This window comes from Paenibacillus psychroresistens, assembly GCF_009728935.1.
Lineage (GTDB): Bacteria > Bacillota > Bacilli > Paenibacillales > NBRC-103111 > Paenibacillus_AC > Paenibacillus_AC psychroresistens.
Genome location: NZ_CP034235.1, coordinates 3,223,184 through 3,240,623, shown reverse-complemented (window position 1 = coordinate 3,240,623; position 17,440 = coordinate 3,223,184). Strand labels below are relative to the sequence as shown.

The 17,440-nt window shown below is 40.3% G+C and carries 20 protein-coding genes; 6 read left to right on the top strand and 14 right to left on the bottom strand.

What is annotated here, in order from left to right; translation table 11 throughout:
* Nucleotides 1-33: 33 nt before the first annotated feature.
* From EHS13_RS14660 to EHS13_RS14640, 5 genes are all read right to left on the bottom strand, one after another.
* Nucleotides 34-846: a polysaccharide deacetylase family protein gene (locus EHS13_RS14660; protein ID WP_155701055.1), complete on the bottom strand. Its 813-nt coding sequence runs from the start codon at nucleotides 844-846 to the stop codon at nucleotides 34-36.
* Between the two features lie 105 nt (nucleotides 847-951).
* On the bottom strand, nucleotides 952-2,643 hold the full coding sequence (ilvD, locus tag EHS13_RS14655) for a dihydroxy-acid dehydratase (protein ID WP_155701054.1): 1,692 nt from the start codon (nucleotides 2,641-2,643) through the stop codon (nucleotides 952-954).
* Nucleotides 2,644-2,746: 103 nt separating this feature from the next.
* Nucleotides 2,747-3,667 carry a polyprenyl synthetase family protein gene (locus EHS13_RS14650; RefSeq protein WP_162463117.1) on the bottom strand — a complete coding sequence of 307 codons (921 nt, stop codon included), beginning with the start codon at nucleotides 3,665-3,667 and terminating at the stop codon, nucleotides 2,747-2,749.
* A gap of 1 nt (nucleotide 3,668) precedes the next feature.
* A complete protein-coding gene (locus EHS13_RS14645) occupies nucleotides 3,669-4,313 on the bottom strand; it encodes a response regulator transcription factor (protein WP_155701052.1) in 645 nt (214 codons plus the stop codon).
* Nucleotides 4,310-6,577 (bottom strand): ATP-binding protein, encoded by a 2,268-nt coding sequence (locus EHS13_RS14640; RefSeq protein WP_162463116.1) that lies wholly within the window; start codon nucleotides 6,575-6,577, stop codon nucleotides 4,310-4,312. Before EHS13_RS14640 ends, EHS13_RS14645 begins: the two co-directional genes overlap by 4 nt.
* Before the next feature lie 143 nt (nucleotides 6,578-6,720).
* Between EHS13_RS14640 and EHS13_RS14635 the strand changes: the two genes are divergently transcribed.
* From EHS13_RS14635 to EHS13_RS14625, 3 genes are all read left to right on the top strand, one after another.
* Nucleotides 6,721-6,912, top strand: coding sequence for a hypothetical protein (locus EHS13_RS14635; RefSeq protein WP_155701050.1), 192 nt, complete (start codon nucleotides 6,721-6,723; stop codon nucleotides 6,910-6,912).
* 281 nt (nucleotides 6,913-7,193) lie between these two features.
* Nucleotides 7,194-7,367: a sporulation histidine kinase inhibitor Sda gene (gene sda / locus EHS13_RS37530; RefSeq protein WP_155701049.1), complete on the top strand. Its 174-nt coding sequence runs from the start codon at nucleotides 7,194-7,196 to the stop codon at nucleotides 7,365-7,367.
* Nucleotides 7,368-7,445: 78 nt separating this feature from the next.
* Nucleotides 7,446-7,781, top strand: coding sequence for a L,D-transpeptidase (locus tag EHS13_RS14625; protein ID WP_155701048.1), 336 nt, complete (start codon nucleotides 7,446-7,448; stop codon nucleotides 7,779-7,781).
* Nucleotides 7,782-7,793: 12 nt separating this feature from the next.
* On the opposite strand, the gene EHS13_RS14620 is transcribed toward EHS13_RS14625, so the two are convergent.
* Together EHS13_RS14620 and EHS13_RS14615 are read right to left on the bottom strand one after the other, a co-directional pair.
* Nucleotides 7,794-8,069 carry a hypothetical protein gene (locus tag EHS13_RS14620; protein WP_155701047.1) on the bottom strand — a complete coding sequence of 92 codons (276 nt, stop codon included), beginning with the start codon at nucleotides 8,067-8,069 and terminating at the stop codon, nucleotides 7,794-7,796.
* A 33-nt stretch (nucleotides 8,070-8,102) separates the two neighbouring features.
* Nucleotides 8,103-9,005, bottom strand: coding sequence for a helix-turn-helix domain-containing protein (locus tag EHS13_RS14615; RefSeq protein ID WP_155701046.1), 903 nt, complete (start codon nucleotides 9,003-9,005; stop codon nucleotides 8,103-8,105).
* 166 nt (nucleotides 9,006-9,171) lie between these two features.
* Here EHS13_RS14615 and EHS13_RS14610 point away from each other — a divergent pair, with 166 nt between their 5' ends.
* The 3 genes from EHS13_RS14610 to EHS13_RS14600 all read left to right on the top strand — a co-directional run bounded on the left by EHS13_RS14610 (nucleotide 9,172) and on the right by EHS13_RS14600 (nucleotide 12,014).
* Complete coding sequence (locus EHS13_RS14610; RefSeq protein WP_155701045.1) at nucleotides 9,172-9,990, top strand: phytanoyl-CoA dioxygenase family protein; 819 nt, start codon at nucleotides 9,172-9,174, stop codon at nucleotides 9,988-9,990.
* A gap of 181 nt (nucleotides 9,991-10,171) precedes the next feature.
* Entirely contained in the window at nucleotides 10,172-11,047 is an 876-nt protein-coding gene (locus EHS13_RS14605) for an AraC family transcriptional regulator (protein WP_155701044.1), read from the top strand.
* 34 nt (nucleotides 11,048-11,081) lie between these two features.
* Nucleotides 11,082-12,014, top strand: coding sequence for an NHL repeat-containing protein (locus EHS13_RS14600; RefSeq protein ID WP_155705364.1), 933 nt, complete (start codon nucleotides 11,082-11,084; stop codon nucleotides 12,012-12,014).
* 205 nt (nucleotides 12,015-12,219) lie between these two features.
* Here EHS13_RS14600 and EHS13_RS14595 read toward each other — a convergent pair whose 3' ends face one another.
* The 7 genes from EHS13_RS14595 to sigF all read right to left on the bottom strand — a co-directional run bounded on the left by EHS13_RS14595 (nucleotide 12,220) and on the right by sigF (nucleotide 17,435).
* Nucleotides 12,220-12,651: a peptidylprolyl isomerase gene (locus EHS13_RS14595; protein ID WP_155701043.1), complete on the bottom strand. Its 432-nt coding sequence runs from the start codon at nucleotides 12,649-12,651 to the stop codon at nucleotides 12,220-12,222.
* A 34-nt stretch (nucleotides 12,652-12,685) separates the two neighbouring features.
* The gene (gene lysA, locus EHS13_RS14590; RefSeq protein ID WP_155701042.1) at nucleotides 12,686-14,017 is read right to left on the bottom strand and encodes a diaminopimelate decarboxylase; all 1,332 of its coding nucleotides are present in this window, start codon (nucleotides 14,015-14,017) and stop codon (nucleotides 12,686-12,688) included.
* Between the two features lie 127 nt (nucleotides 14,018-14,144).
* Nucleotides 14,145-14,576 carry a stage V sporulation protein AB gene (locus EHS13_RS14585; RefSeq protein WP_155701041.1) on the bottom strand — a complete coding sequence of 144 codons (432 nt, stop codon included), beginning with the start codon at nucleotides 14,574-14,576 and terminating at the stop codon, nucleotides 14,145-14,147.
* A complete protein-coding gene (locus EHS13_RS14580) occupies nucleotides 14,557-15,210 on the bottom strand; it encodes a stage V sporulation protein AA (RefSeq protein WP_155701040.1) in 654 nt (217 codons plus the stop codon). Before EHS13_RS14580 ends, EHS13_RS14585 begins: the two co-directional genes overlap by 20 nt.
* Before the next feature lie 84 nt (nucleotides 15,211-15,294).
* Nucleotides 15,295-15,828: a GNAT family N-acetyltransferase gene (locus tag EHS13_RS14575; protein ID WP_162463114.1), complete on the bottom strand. Its 534-nt coding sequence runs from the start codon at nucleotides 15,826-15,828 to the stop codon at nucleotides 15,295-15,297.
* A 129-nt stretch (nucleotides 15,829-15,957) separates the two neighbouring features.
* Nucleotides 15,958-16,566: a coiled-coil domain-containing protein gene (locus EHS13_RS14570; RefSeq protein WP_155701038.1), complete on the bottom strand. Its 609-nt coding sequence runs from the start codon at nucleotides 16,564-16,566 to the stop codon at nucleotides 15,958-15,960.
* 113 nt (nucleotides 16,567-16,679) lie between these two features.
* Entirely contained in the window at nucleotides 16,680-17,435 is a 756-nt protein-coding gene (sigF, locus tag EHS13_RS14565; RefSeq protein WP_155701037.1) for an RNA polymerase sporulation sigma factor SigF, read from the bottom strand.
* Nucleotides 17,436-17,440 lie beyond the last annotated feature (5 nt).

The window sequence follows — 17,440 nt, the reverse complement described above, 5'->3', positions numbered from 1 at the left end:
GCATGGGAGCTGCCTATTCGACAAGAGAAATATTTAATTCGTTGCCAGGATGCGAATATCTCCACCTTCAATTTTCACAGCCTGTCCATCTACACTGACCCAAACGGGTTGTGCACTTGGATTTCTCACTAAGCTTTCGTCAACTGAAAATTGCAATTGTTTGAGCGCATCCAAGTAATCAATAATCTCCATATTGGTCGCATACCAAATCATGTCATTTCCTGAGATGCTGCGGCAAAAGATTTCTATATCCTCCCAATTGTTATCATTCTCGAATTCATAGCTGTGTCCCCAAACATAGAATAGCTCCATCCGTACTGCCCATTGTTTTTCAGCAGGATTAAGAAAAGCCTCCACATGCTGTTGCATCGTTTTATGATGACAGGTTGGATTCCAAAGCAATGGATTCTCCGGTATTGCAAAAGTGCCATGACTGTTCACTGTTCTCGCATAACGTATACCCAAGGCTGGCAGGGTATCTACAACACTCTGGTTATAGGTGCCGAATGGATAAGACATTCCTCGCACGGGGTACCCTACAATTTGCTCAAGCGAGCGCCTATCTTCCATTATTTCCATGACGATACGCTCTTTGGGAATTAGCTCGAGAAATGGATGTGTCACCGAATGCGCCGAGACTTCATGACCCGTATATAATGCTTTTACTTCTTCTCGCGTGATATACCCCGGATTCCCAAATGAGCCTGAGTTTAAATGAAAGGTACCGCGAACCCCATATTGGTTTAGAATATCCACCAACCGCCGATCATGAGTAACCCCATCATCATAGCTCAGTGTTAATGCTTTGGTACGTCCACCTGGAAATCTATCAAATTGTACGCGCATAGCTATACCCTCCACCCTTTACTATAATTATGTACTAACATGCTATGGCAAAAGCGTGATCTGTATAATCACAGATCACGCTTTTATCCTTAATAAATCTTATAATTAATCCGTTACCGCACCTAGTGAAGCTGAAGATACCTGTCTTGCATATTTAGCAAGAACACCACGGTTATATTTTAGTGGACGCTCTACCCAATCTTGACGTCTTCTAGCTAATTCTTCATCCGAAACATTCATCGATAGCTCCTGAGTTTCACTGTCGATTGTAACCATGTCTCCTTCTTGAAGGAAAGCGATAGGTCCACCATTTTGTGCTTCTGGAGATATATGTCCAACCACAAAACCGTGTGTACCTCCGGAGAATCGACCGTCCGTAATTAAAGAAACATCGCCGCCTAAGCCTTTACCGATAACAATGGCACTGATGGATAACATTTCTGGCATCCCAGGTCCACCTCTTGGTCCGCAATAACGAATAACAATTACATCGCCTTTGCCTACTTTATCCGCTAATAGTGCTTCTGTTGCTTCTTCCTCTGAGTCATATACTCGAGCAGGTCCAGTCATTTTCTTGACTTTAAGACCAGACATTTTACAAACTGCACCTTCTGGAGCCAGATTCCCTTTTAATACAACTAAAGGACCTGTTGGTTTAAGCGGGTTGTTGAATGCACGAATGACATCCTGTCCTTCTTTCAAAGGCTCAAGCTCAGCTAGGTTCTCAGCAATAGTCTTACCTGTAACGGTAATGCAATCGCCATGCAGCAAGCCTTGCTCCAACAACAGCTTCATTACAGCTGGAACGCCGCCTACATCACATAAATCTTGCATAACGTATCTACCGCTCGGCTTCAAATCAGCCAAATGTGGGACACGTAAACGAATCGCTTCAAAATCCTCTAGCTTCAAATCAACCTCTACCGCATGTGCCATAGCTATTAAGTGAAGGAAAGCATTGGTTGAACCGCCAAGCGCCATTACTACGGTAATTGCATTCTCGAATGCTTGTATAGTCATGATATCTCTTGGATAAATCCCTAGGCGAAGGAGTTCAACAACAGCTACACCTGCATCCACACACTCGTCTGATTTAGACCTTGCAATAGCTGGATTGGATGAGCTGCCCGGTAATGACATTCCCATTGCTTCAATTGCTGATGCCATAGTATTCGCTGTATACATCCCGCCGCATGAGCCAGCTCCAGGACAAGCATGACATTCAATATGATGAAGCTCTTCGCGGTTGATTTCGCCCGTATTGTATTTACCTACAGCTTCGAATGCAGAAACGATATCGAGATCCTTGCCCGTATTAGATTTACCAGGTTGGATAGTACCCCCATATACGAAAACAGCGGGTAAATTCAAACGTCCAATAGCGATCATACAGGCAGGCATATTCTTATCGCAGCCACCGATAGTTACAACGCCATCCAATCTCTCAGCTCCAACTACAACCTCAATGGAGTCAGCGATGACTTCGCGGCTAGGCAACGAATACTTCATCCCCTCATGGCCCATCGAAATTCCGTCTGATACAGTTATCGTGTTGAAAATTAGTGGAGCGCCTCCACCTTTTTTTACGCCTTCTTTAGCAGCAATCGCTAACTTATCTATATGCATATTACATGGTGTAACCTCGCTCCAAGTACTAGCGACACCAATCATCGGTTTTTTGAAATCCTCATCTGTAAAACCGACGGCACGAAGCATAGCACGGTTAGGTGCGCGGTTCGCTCCTTCGCTAATCACAATACTGCGTATTCTTAATTCTTTTTCGTCCAAGTTAGACATGTCCATGTTCCTTTCGTTATTAGATAGGCCCGTTTTAGGGCGTTATATACAAGATATCCTTTATCACACTAAAAGGTCAAATTTTTTAGCAAAATTATTCGGATTATGCAAACGTTATCTCTCTAAATTTTTCCTTCCAAGGGGAAATCAAGGGAAGCTCTGTAAAAATTTCCTCTGCTCTCTGTCTATAAAGGGATTGAATGATCCTCGAGTATTCCAAACAGCCGGAGTCCTGAACATATTGAATACATGCCAGCTTACTTTCGAGAAAAACCTCATCTGTAATTTCACCTGCATAATATTGAGCTAGAGCTGGAAACTCTTCCCGACTATCCTCCAATAGATAAATAATCGGCAGCGTCCGTTTCTTTTGCAGCAAATCATTCTTCAAATCAAAACTCAAGATATCACGCATATCATTTCCTATTTGAGCAATAACACCGATACATAAGGCTAAGTCGTTCATTTGCTCCCTAATTTCCTCACTTAACTCTAACCAAGCATAACCTAAGTAACAAGCAAATTGTAAAGGTACGCCTGCTCTCTTTTCAATCATTTGCATATAATCCTGCTCTGTATGTACGGAATGGTTAAGATCAACTTGCTGCCCTATAATCGCACTTGCTAACAAATAACTTACTTTACTTATAAAAGCTGATCTTATCCGCGAATTATCGACTTCTAGTTCCCCTATTTCACCGATAAAAGCAATTGGAAAAGCAAGCATGGCATTCAATGTATGCTCTGGAGGACAAGTCATCCATGGCTTGCTGAAATTATCGCGATCCTGAAGATCATCCGTGATATCAAACCATAACATCACCCACTCGGTCAAACAGGCTAATCGATCAATCTGAAGCGAATTCCCACCTAGCATTAAATGCGAATATCTTGTAATTTCAAACCATCTCGAGCCCTCCTCTGCTTTATCTGCAATAAACAGCTTTATAAGACCATTCAAGACCGTATCTGGAAAGTATTGATTTACAATACGATTCAGCTCCTGCTGTACAGTAAGCTCCAAGCTATACCCCTCCTTGCGAATCTGTGTAATAATGACTTTTGATGAATTTCTCGATCGCTTCCGCTCTTGTTTCGACACCGAGCTTTTCATAAATTTTCCTTTGGTAATTGTCGACCGATCGTTTACTAATATGAATGCGTTCGCCTATTTGATCCAAGGTTGCCCCTTTAACGACCATCGACATAATAATAACTTCATCTTGTGATAAGAGAGGGTCCTGGGTGTAATCGGTAAGTCTGATTTTGTTTAAAGCCGAGCGTGGCAATACAATGTGATCTTCGAGAATCACGCCAATCATGTTCTTAATTGCTGTACGGCTGGTACCTTTAGAAATCACTCCGCTCACCTGCAAGGCCAGAAAATTATTGATCATGTCGGACACATCCACACCTGTAAAAATGATAATATGGATCGCCGGATATTTGGTTTTGATTTCTTTAGCTACATCCGTACCTACCTTATCCGGAAGCTGATAATCCAGAAAAACCATATCCGGCTTATGAAGATCAATTAATTCCAAGCCCTTTTTTCCACTGCTGGCAATATCTATAACTTGAATACCTTCAATCTGTTCTAATAAATGCTTGGTTGCTTCTGCCATAAGTGGATGATCATCAACAATGATAACTTTAAGTGGTTTACTCATCCTAGTTTCCCTTCCTTCAGCGGGATTTGAGCTTTAAACTTTAAGCCCTTTCCTTTGCTTGTTTCAAGCTCAAACTGTCCCATTAGCGATAAAACCCGACTTTTCATTTGTTCCATCCCAATACCAGATGAACCAATTTCGATAACTCCCAATGTAACATTCGCTTCAAAACCAATTCCATCATCCTCATATTCAAACAAAATGCTCTCATTCACAGCCGTCAATCGAATATTAATACTGGAGGCTAGTGAATGTTTTTTTGCATTATTAAGTAACTCCTGGACCATGCGGAAAATGTGGCGTTTGCTTTCCAAATCCCTAGCTTCAATTATTGAGGTCCTTGTAGCATGAAAATGGATCGTAAATGAACTAACTGCTCGCTCAAATTTAACTAACTTCTCAATCGTTTGCACCAAACCAATTTCTTTCAATAAATAAGGATGAAGCTCAAAGCAGCTCTGTCGTAAATTAGCATTAATCACATCTATATATTCGATAATACTGACCATTTGTTCTTTATCCTCGGGTAGAAAGGCATACTTCTCAAGCATTGTATGCAGTCGATCTTTAAGAAAAAAGAGGTCCTGCATGGTTGTATCATGGAGATCTGTTGCAATACGGACACGTTCATTCTCCTGCAGCTCAAGCATTAATTTGCGAAACCAGAGGAAATCCCCAGCTACCTTCTCATCTGGAACCTGCGCTGCCAGCTGCTGCAGCTTAACTGTCAGCTTGCGAATTAAATGGACGTTCTCTAAGCTAACCGATAAGTAAGTAATAATTAAGCTCAGCCATTGCTTTTCTTCTAAGCCTAATAAGGTCTTAGTTTTTTTCTGTGTCATAATCAAGTAGCTCGTGAATTCCTCATGCCGATTAATTTCGAATACAGAATAATAGGGATGATCCCAATTTTCCGTAATGACCAGCTCTTCTATTTCTTCCTCATCAATCTGGCCTTCTCTTATGATTTCAATATTTTCTAAGTTTTTAAAAACAATCGCTCCACCAAATACATTCAACGAGTTAACAATATCAATTAGGAAAATTTCCTTCAATTCACGGTAGCTAGAAACCGATCCTAAATTTTTAGCCAATTTTTTGAGCACGACCTGCAATTGATACTTACGCGGGAACATAAACGGTTCTAGCTTAGTCATAAAATACTCTAGAGAATATAAGATGCAGGTCAAGACGATAACAAAGATAACATATTCAATTATAATTTGACTCCACGTAAGATCGTTAGCTGTTATCATTCCGCTAATAGCAACCAGAATTGCACTTGGAACAAGCGAAATTAGAGTTGTATAGAGAATTCTACGTAAAATCATATCAATATCGTATAATCGTTTAGATACTATCAGATAGGCAAAAGTTATAGGGAAAAATAAAACAAACCAGCCCATGTTCAATGAATCAAGCCAAACCTTCCCGAAAATCAGCAAGGGAACAAAGGAAAAAGCAATAATCGGAAAGAAAGAAAGAAATAAAGAACCCCAAACTGTTTTAATTAATGTGGCTGCATATGTCTTTTCTTTGCGATATTTCCAGTAAATGATAGTTAAGAAATAGAAATTAAGTAATAACCCAATAATAAAAACCAATACTGTAATAAGCGTCATAATCATATGAATCGAATAACTGAAAGGAGTTGTAATAAAGAAACTCAACATAATCACAAATATAGACGCCACAATCTTATAAGATAAATTCAAAAATCGTAATGGAAGCTTAATATTACTTTTTTCATTAAAGAAAATTTTCAGAAAATGTAAAAAGATAATGGGCAGCAGCATTAGCAAGGTATTAATTAGAACTTTCCCTAAAGCATCCCCTCGAATTGAACCCCCAAGACTCATGAAAATTAAGCCAATAGTAATAAATACCAAGGTTAAAAATTTAGCAGATCGAGAGACTCTAATCTTCATATAAAGGATCGCTGCAAACAAGAAGCTAATCACTTCACCCAATATCGGAAAAACATCATATTGAATTGCATAAGGTGTGTCCTTTGTAGAAACTTCAAATTCTTTGCCATTCCGATTTACAAGGATAGATTCAGATTGATCCAGTGTTCTCCATTTAACAATACTTGAAAAGCTATCCACATCCTGATTGTTAATTCTTTTAATAATATCTCCTGTTTTTAAACCAAGCTGCGAACCAATAATAGTTGTATCAAATTTTTTGATATACCAGTTACTCTCACTGTCTTGCTCAACAGCAATCCCATTTACAGGGTATGTAAAAGTTACATATAACATCCAATACTGCACTCCTAAAAAAAGCACTATAATGCTTAAAAATAAATATTTTCTTTTCATACATTCACCCTCTTTTAATCTATCATTATTTGTCATATTATAGTCTTCAACATCATGTTTTAAAGTCGAAATGAGGTGATAAAATGCAAACTTTAACTTGGTCACCTAACCTTCGCTATATGGTTAAAAAACTAAAATCTACCCTATCTCATAACCCTGAAGGCTTGTTAGCAGATAAGGATTTTACGAGCTCATTATCTCCCTCAGAAGAAATACTCATGGTAGCTACATTCAAAACGGTCAACAGAGAAGATCCTGATGGTATTTGGTCTTAATTTACTATTCCTATTTCACCAAAAAATAAGAGATTGTGTATTATGTGTTCATTCACTAATAGGCAATCTCTTCTATTTATTTTATCGAGAGTTGCAAGGTATTGCAACAAATAACTACAACCGAATGAACCAATTATGTGCTGATAAAACCGTTATTTTTCTTTATTATTAAAGTATATAATTGGAAATTGTAGGTAGACATTGGAATGGAGCAGTTATCTTCAAAAAATCTAGTAAGCGAACACCGCCAAATATATCAGTCGTGAGGAAGAGATCACCTAGTGAAACTACTTAGTAACGAAGCGTTACAAAAAGCGTATTCCGATGCAGTAAGCATGCAGCTTGATATAGCATTTATCAAATTGCTTTTTAATGAAATCTTAGAAAGAAAAATGATCTGCGATACACTTATTAGCGATACCACGAATTTAAATAGTAAAGATCGCATCCACTAACCCTTCTGGTTTAGCAGATGCGATCTTTTTTCACCATCCTAGCTATGAAATCATAAGCTAATAACTAGGAGGGATCATATGCCAGCTTATCGAATTATTATTGATTTAGAAACGCGCATGCTGCACCTATTGGATCAGGATATCGTTATCCACACCTATCCGATTGCTATTGGCCGTATTGCCTTGCAAACACCTAACGGCGAATTCGTCATTATTAATAAAGTCCCTTTTCCTGGAGGACCGTTTGGTGCTTTTTGGATGGGACTCTCCATCCCCCATTATGGGATACATGGGACCAACGATCCTTCGTCGATCGGCAAAATGGTTTCACACGGCTGCATTCGCATGTACAACGATGATGTTCTTGCACTTTCTAAATATGTATCTATTGGGACTCGCGTGACGATTCGTTAATTTACGATTTACTCAAGTATACCTTTGCGTAGCTAAGCCGAGGATTTCTGCTCTTATTATCGCTTCATCTGAGAATTTATTGCGTTTGTATTTCTTCTCCATATCTTCCTTAGTTAAAGGGATCCACGGGAAATCTTTATTCTGATAAATCCACGTCTTCACTCCCCAATCGACATGAATCGTCCGATTAGTCACTTTAGTCACCTTGCCAATTTCTGTAACAACCTGCGATGCCCCCACTGTCTTCACACAAAACTTATCAACTGCTGATTGATTCGATTGATTCATAGAATCTCCTTCTCTGACTCCTCATAATTAAATCTATAAGAAAGTACTGCGTTTTTTATATTCCGATGGTGTAAAACCGGTAACTTCTTTAAAATGCCTGCTAAAATAATGCACACTGGAGTAACCGAGCTTATCCGCCGTAGCTTCAATAGTATCCAACTCCAGAAGCAAGGTTTTCGCTAATCTAATCCGTTCCAAAATTAAAAAGTGCTTGGGAGCGTGACCAACCGCTTCTTTAAATATAGCTGCAAAATACGTCGGATGATAACCACCTATTCGAGCCAATTGCTTGGTTGTCCAGCTGCGATTCGGCTCATTTTGCATGGCTTCCAGCACCACAGCTATTTTTTTGCTTTGTTCTGAACCCACAATGCGGTTAGACATAAGTCCGCGTATAATCTCCATAAGCAGCAGATAGAGTTGGCCTCGCATCATAAAAGAGTAGCCCGCTTCTGCCATTACATATTCGTGCACAATAGGTGCCATTAAATTCTCGATTTTCGGAATGCTGAAAAAATGCGGAATGATGACTTGCCCGTATCCATCCATTGTAACACTATAAACAGGCCCTTGCTTCTCTAAATCATCAGAACTGCACATCCACTCCGCTGAGGGCAAGACATTATGAGGATGAACCGGAACAGCCGATACCTGGTCCCAGGAGAAATGAAAACTATAAAACGTACAAGGCTGATCTGGGGAAACCAGAATTTGGTGTGGTGTGTCCTTGCCATAGAATACAGTATCCCCGGAAACGATTATTCTACGAGCTCCACTTACCGTGACTTCTGCAGATCCAGAAACAACATGAATGATCTGACAATCTGGAATAATCCGCGGCCCCCATCTCATTCCGGCAGCGAATGTAGTAAGGTTAGCGAAGTTGATTACCGGCCGTATGCCTGTTAGATCACCAACTTCAATTAATGATACCAACTGGCTTTCCTCCTTTAGGTCATCTTATCCATAATTGAACCATAACATCTGTGTAAAGTGCAAATTATTATGTAAAACCTCTATTTGATTCTTTGCATAAATAAGGTATTTTTAAGTTATTCCCATAATCATAAAGCTTTTAAAAAATGAAAGAGGTGCACAGACGATGCTGACTGCCGATCAATTAGAACAATTTGAAATCAACGGATTTTTAAAAGGTGATGTGATGTTAAATGATGCTGAGGTTGAGCGTTTACGTGAAGAGTTAGATTTAGTATTAGATGGTAAAACCAAAAACAAGCCTGTATCTGCAAGGAATTTACTTGATGATAAGGATTACGGAATGTCAATGTCCAAATCAGAGACAGTCGTTCAGGTGGTGAATATCTGGATGGCAAGTGAAGCTTTCTATCAGCATGCTTGCCATAAACAAATCTGTGAAGAAATTGCTCAAATGAGCAAAACGGATACTCTACGAATTTGGCATGATCAAATTCAATACAAGCCGCCAATCACAGGTGGACCAACGCACTGGCATCAGGATCATCCGTTATGGCCTATCATTCAGCCCGCTGATCTTATCAGTGCATGGGTAGCCTTAGATGATGCTATTATCGAAAATGGTTGCATGTGGATGGTTCCAGGCAGCCATAAATGGGGCAATCACCAAAAGTATTTAGCCGCTGATGAAAATTTCATGCCTTTCCATAAGCAACCCGACTTATTGCCAGCGGGAGTCAATACCAAAGCAGTGCCTTTTGAAATTAAAAAAGGACAAGTTGGCTACCATCATTGCTTAACCTGGCACGGAAGTCCCCATAACCGCTCTGAGCTGAAACGTCGAGCCATTGCTGTGCATTATATGCCAGGCTACACGAAGTACGTTCCCAGTGGAAATCATCCAATGAGTAAACATATCCATGTCAATCCAGGTGAAATTCTCGCAGGTGATGGATTCCCGGTCGTTTACGGCCTTCAAGCTTAGACTGGCAGAATATCAGCGCTACTTTTCATATAATAAACCTAGAGAATGCATGCAGGATTAGTTATATTGTTTATAGTTATCTAGAAATCCCCGGTGAGTTGCACTTGACAACCACTGGGTTTTTCTATTCAATGAAGAAGGGAGAGATTATAAATTGAAATGAAGTGATAGCTTGACTCACATGAAAAATGAGCAATTTTGGGTGGATACTCGTTTCCCTTTTTACACTAATATCGTCCCCCTACAGGCTGATGCAGAGGTTGCTCCGCATTCACATGAATTCATTGAATTGGCTTATGTCGCAGAAGGAAGCGGTGAGCATCAATATAATAATGGGGACTATCATCCCATCAAGCCAGGTGATGTATTCATCATTGAACCGGATATTGAACACGCTTACCGTGTAAACTCTCAAGGAAAAGCAATCATTTATAATCTGCTGTTTACTCCTTCCTTATTTCAAGCAGAATTGGAAACTATGTCAGCGTTGACTTCATTCGTTGATTTTTTCTATGTTGAACCCTTACTGCGTAATGATCTACGGTTCAATACTCGTTTAACGCTGAAGGCTAAGCAACAAATCCAGATGAGAGCTTATCTGGATGGATTAATTCTCGAGCAGCAGAATAAAAACCTGGGCTATGAGATCATGGTGAAGACCGAAATGATTCAGTTGTTTGTGTTCTTAAGCCGTTGTTATCAACAGATGGATTTGCCCATTAAGAATCCAGGTTCCGATGAGCAAATCATCCATCATATCCGCGAATTTATTCATCGGCATTTCAAGCAGCCCTTAACCTTGGAGCAAATCAGCCACATAAGCGGAATGAGTCCATCTGTTTTCTCAGTGAAGTTTAAGCAGCAAACCGGTCAAACCCTGATTGAATACCGCAATGAAATCCGTTTAAATTATGCCCAGGAAGCTTTAATGAATACCGATAATAAGATACTAAGTATCGCGCAAGAGGTTGGCTTCGAAGATTTAAGCTTCTTTAATAAGCAATTCAAGAAAAAACTGGGTTTATCACCTGGTGAATTTCGCAAAAGCAAAACCTAATCATCCATTATAAAATGAAAAGAGGAATTTTATTATGACTACAGCAAATGTTCCCCAATTAGGAAATGCAGCTCGCAGCTATGAGCTTGTTCAAGGATGGGCAAAGACTCCAGCTGATTTACAGCTAGGTTATACCCATGGTATTGTAGTTGATCAGTTTGATAACGTCTATGTATTTCACACAGGCAAGCCTTCTATTGTTAAATTTGATAAGACTGGGCAATTCATTACTGCTTGGGGAGAAGAGTTCGAAGGCGGCGCGCATGGATTCTATCTACATAAGGAACAGAACGAAGAATTCCTCTATATCACTGACACGGCACGTTGCAACGTGGTGAAAATGGATTTAAAAGGGAACCACCTATTGACCTTGGGCACACCTGATCTTCCGGATGTGTATAGCGCCGAGAACAAATATGTCCCAACCGATGTGGCTGTTTCAGCAAATGGGGATATCTATGTTTCCGATGGTTACGGACAAAGCTGGATTCATCAATATAATGCTACGGGTGAGTACATCCGTTCATGGGGTGGCAAAGGAACAGAGTTAGGGCAATTAAATTGTCCACATGGTATCTCGATTGATACAAGAAGTGGCGAGGAAGAGGTTTATGTCGCGGATAGAGGCAATCATCGGATTCAAGTTTTCACGCTGGATGGTGCTTTCAAGCGTGCTATTGTCGATGATATGGATATGCCCTGCAGCTTTTATTATCATGGAGATGACGTCTACTTTCCTGATTTAAACAGCCGAATTACAATTTTTGATAAAAATGATCGTTTGATCTGCCATCTAGGCGAAGATCAACAGGCTTATAAACAAACAGGCTGGCCGAATTTGCCTAAGCCTTACTACCGTGCTAATAAGTTCAGCTCGCCTCATGGCATTTGCGTAGATTCACAAGGCGCTGTATATGTTGCTGAATGGATATTCGATGGCCGAGTAACTAAGCTGGCTTTGGTATAATTATTAGTGAATAGAGCCTGCTTTAGCCTTGGTTAGTTATCTCCGAGGCAGAGCAGGCTTTTTGTTGAAATGAGGCACCAGCTCATACTCATACATTTGCGAATATTGTGGCAGCTTCTGACTGTTTGTAATAATAGCTCCAGCTAATTAACATAAGAAAAAAGCAAGGAATGAATCCCTGCTTTTCGTTATTTGTAAATTTGTATTAAGCTACTTCGACAACTTCAACTGTCTCCATAACGTCTCTGCCTTTAAATTGGTCAATAAAGTCCATGCCTTCTAGTACTTGGCCAAACACGGTATGCTGACCATCCAAATGCGGCTGTGGATTGTAGCAAATATAGAATTGGCTGCCTCCAGTATTACGTCCAGCATGTGCCATCGCCAATGTTCCACGTTGATGCTTGTTTGGGTTGATTTCGCAATCAATCTTGTAACCAGGACCGCCTGTACCTGAACCAGTTGGACAGCCGCCTTGTGCCATAAAGCCTGGAATTACACGGTGGAAAACCAATCCGTTATAAAAGCCTTCGTTTGCTAGTTTTTCGAAGTTTGCTACTGTATTCGGTGCATCCTTTTCGAAAAGCTCAATCTTGATTTCTCCACCGTTAGCTAATTTAATATTTGCTTGTTTCATGGGTAATCCTCCTATTATTTCTGGTTTATTTGGACTATGCTTTCAAAGCTTGTTTTTGCATTCTAGCTGGTATAACATCATTGCCGATAATATTATCGAATGATTCACGTTTGACTACTAAATCCGCTTGTCCGTCCTTAACGAACACAACAGCAGGCTTACGAATTCGATTATAATTACTGGCCATCGCATAATTATAAGCTCCCGTGCAAGAAATAGCCAATAGATCACCTTGGTTAACCTTAGGCAGCTCAATATCCTTGATCAGCATGTCTCCGCTCTCGCAGCATTTACCCGCTACAGAAACAAGCTCCTCTGTCGCTTCGCCCGCCCGATTAGCCAAGACCGCTTCATAACGTGAACCATATAAAGCAAAACGCGGATTATCCGTCATCCCGCCATCTACAGCTACATATTTACGTACTCCTGGAATATCTTTAGAAGTTCCTAATGTATAAAGTGTTGTCCCTGCATCCCCAACAATACTGCGACCGGGCTCAACCCAAATTTCTGGAATTGGATAATCATGCTTGCCAAAGAAATCGATGATGCCTTCAGTGATCGCCTTAACATATTCAGCAACAGGCAATGGTGTATCGCCCTCAACATAACGAATCCCAAAGCCTCCACCTAAGTTAACTACTTTAAAAGTAACATTAAGCTCGGAGCGAACTTGAGTAGCAAATCCGATCATTTTTTCCACAGCCATCTTAAAGCCTTCAACTTCAAAAATATTCGAGCCTATGTGCGAATGAATCCCTAATATCTCAAGATTAGCTAGTTTGGACGCCTCATCAATTGCACGGAAAGCTGCTCCATTACCAAGATCAAAGCCAAACTTAGAATCCGTTTGTCCAGTTGAGATAAACTCATGCGTATGCGCTTCTACACCTGGTGTGATGCGAAGTAGGATTTTCACTTTTTGATTCTTCTCTGCGGCAACCGCATTTAACATATGCAACTCTATGAAATTATCAACAACGAAACAGCCAATTTTGGCATCAATCGCCATTTCCATTTCTTGAATAGATTTATTATTGCCATGGAAGTGAATGCGTTCAACGGGAAAGCCAGCTTCAATTGCTGTGTAAAGCTCACCATCTGAAACAACATCTAAAGACATGCCTTCTTCTTCTGCGATTCGACACATGGCCAATACACAAAATGCTTTACTTGCGTAAGCTACTTGAAATTTTAAGCCTGATGCACTAAAAGCATTAACAAACTCACGGCATCTTTGACGTACTAGTGCCTCATCCACGATATAAAGTGGCGTACCGAATTGCTCTGCTAAATCGCTTGTATCACAGCCACCTATTTGCAAGTGACCTTGATCATTAACTTGACTCGTACCATGTAGAAACATTCTGTGATTCCTCTCCCCTATAAAACCTAATATGAATAAGCCATTAATGGCGGTTACCAGTATATATAAAGTAACATATCAACAACAATATGACAATATTCTCGGCCTCCATTCGTCTCAGATTAGCTTAAAATACCAGCCACTCAAACAATGAGCCCAGCACCTTCCCTAATATCATCGCTGACAATAGCCACATCATATAACCATCCATACCTAGTCGCTTAGCCATAATAGGCAGAACATTAATAACCTCGGTAAGTGCCGCAGCCAGCATTCCGACAAAACACCCCGCCATAAGGCCAATGTAAATTGTAGATATAGGAGACAGCTTCAGCTGCCAGTCGAAAAAGTCCAGCGTGCTCCAAACCATCACCCCTGTTACCACCGCTCCTTCGTATAAATGAATTGAATTATACGATTTAGAAAGATGGACCAGCCTTGGAATAATGTCCAATACAACAAGAAAAGCAACAAAACCACCGCCAACCGCAAGTCCGCCAGCAAGTCCAATCAGAATTTCTACAAGAGCAAAAACAACATCAGAAAGGAGATTCGTCATCGTTATCCCTCTTTTTTCGCTTGCGAATTTTTCCATATTCCTGGGTAATCACATAACGATTAGTGCTTTCTTGATACAGAAACATTTCCACTTCAAGCGGACTTGGCTCCTCGCTGAACTTCTTTTTGAATACGTGGTTGAAGAAAAGTACCATGCCCAAACCTATTCCAATCGAATAGGGAATTTGCAGAAAATAAGGATGCTCAAGATGCTTTCCTGTCAGCAGCTGATAGATCCGTTGATGAACCTCCAGCATGCTCACATCAGCATGAAAATTGAGAATAGTTAATCCGGAACCAACGAACAAAAGCAACCATACCAAAGCCAATATTATGAAGTGAGGACGAGCCCGCTCACTCTTGATCTCAATTAAAACATGAGGCTCTCCGAAGCTTTCGATTTTAAGATTTGAATAGATCTCACGAATACTGCGAATGACCATCAGCATATCAACCAGCACCAAATTCCCATCCTGAGGCTGGGGATAGCTAATTACATGAGTTTGAAGCTTCTGTTCGATTTCCGGATCGGATAATATGTCTGCAATATTTCGTAATAAAATAGGCTGGGCTTTATCTAATCTGACACGTTTGCGAAAACGTATATACAGGGTCGCATTCTGTTGATCTACCATGAGTTACCCCTCTTCCAAAAAAGGTACAATCAGGTATAGTATGCAAAAAATAAAAGACCCATAGTCATAATGACGACTGGTCTTTTATTTCCAATTGGCGAATTCCGCCTTAGTTAGCCCGAAATGGATTTCATCATAATATTGCCCATCCGTATAAACCATATTCCGCAAACGGCCTTCTTGAGTGAAACCAAGGGATTGATGCAAGCGTAATGAACGCTCATTAAACGCATAAACATGAGGAGTTACCTTCTGATAACCTAGCTCGTGAAAATAATAGCGCAGCACCAAATGAATCATTTCCTTGGCATAGGCCTGTCCCCAGTATTCTCGAGCAACGGCAATTCCGTACTTAAAGGTGCCATTTCTGCGTTCACAAGCGAACGTATCAATGGTTCCTACGGCTTGTCCATCTGTATTCTCAGCAACCCAACGGAAAGCATCTCCAAAACGCATCTGCATTTCTTTTTCCATCCATGCTCTTGTACGATCCTTGGTTTTCGGTAAATGAATGGCATCGACATTCTTATCAAATTCATAATCCAAGCTCTCGAAAAATTCAATATCCTTCATTTCTATAGTGCGAAGCTTTATTTGTTTTCCCTGCCAATAGTTCAAGCTAACACATCCTATAAAAGTAATCATTTGGTTAAAGAGTCTGTTTAATAATTGAGCTTGGGGTGAGGGTTTTTCCACTTAATCACGCACTATGTAGCATTTATTAAACAGGCTCTTCAATCAGCTTTATTAAGAAGTTTGCTCTTTCACACGTTCTGTTAATGAAAAAAACATATTTCGCTTAATTGTATGAATAGTAACCATTTGTTCGCCAATAATTTCCTTAATAGACATCTGATCTTCTGACAATTCTTTGAGCTTACTTGATGTAACCACTTGAGATTCAGTTAAGCCAGCCGTCTGTTCAAGAATAATATCCACTTTCTGAGTCAAGTTCTTGTAGTCCTTTTGGATAAGTGAAACATTGGATTCCAGGATGGCAACGTTTGACTGTAGTGAAGCTACGTCTGACTGTAGTAAAGCTACGTTTGTCTTCAAAACTACGACATCTGACTTTAATTCTGCTACGTCTGTCTTCAACACTGCAACGTCAGCCTTTAACTCTGCCACGTCTGTCTTCAACACTGCTACATCTGTCTTCAACTCTGCCACGTCTGTCTTCAACACTGCTACATCTGTCTTCAACTCTGCCACGTCTGTCTTCAACTCTGCCACGTCTGCCTTCAACACTGCTACATCAGTCTTCAACTCTGCCACGTCTGCCTTCAACTCTGCCACATCGGTTTCAATATTTGTTACTTTTTGAAGCACCAATTCCAAGATTTCACGATCGTTCATTTCATTATCACAACCTTTCAATAAAATTTGTACTTGCTAATTATAGCATAGGATGGATTGGATAATGTATTGTTTTTCCGGGGAAATAGGAATTGGAAAAAAACCAGATCACTCTATTGAGCGATCTGGTTTTTGATCGATTGCAGAATTTTTTTCTCTAACCTCGAGACTTGAACTTGGGAGATCCCAAGTCGATTAGCTACCTCAGATTGGGTTTGATCACGGTAATACCGTAGGTAAACGATCAATCGCTCACGCTCCGATAAAGTGCCGATTGCCTCATTTAAAGCAAGCTTTTCAAACCACTTTTCCTGAGATTCATCGGCAATCTGATCCATCAATGTTATCGGATCACCATCATTTTCAAAGACTGTTTCATGAATGGAAGATGGTGGTTTACTGGCATCCTGGGCAAAAACAACTTCCTCTGGTGTAATCTGTAAAGCTTCTGCCACTTCATTAATCGTCGGAATACGTCCGTTATTCTTCGATAATTCATCTTTCATTTTTCTTACTTTGTTAGCAAGCTCCTTTAAAGAACGGCTCACTTTTAGGGTTCCGTCATCTCGCAGAAAGCGCTGAATTTCACCGATTATCATTGGCACCGCATAGGTTGAAAATTTCACATCATAAGATAAATCAAATTTATCCACCGATTTCAACAAACCTATACAACCAATTTGAAATAAATCCTCAGCCTCGTAGCCACGGTTCAAAAAACGTTGAACTACGGACCATACTAAGCGTATATTGCAATTGACCAACGTATCTCGAGCTACGTTATCGCCGGATTGACTTAGGGCGATCAATCGTTTAACTTCCGCATCGTCGAGATAGTGATGAGCGGCGTGCTTCAAATGGACATCCATAACAT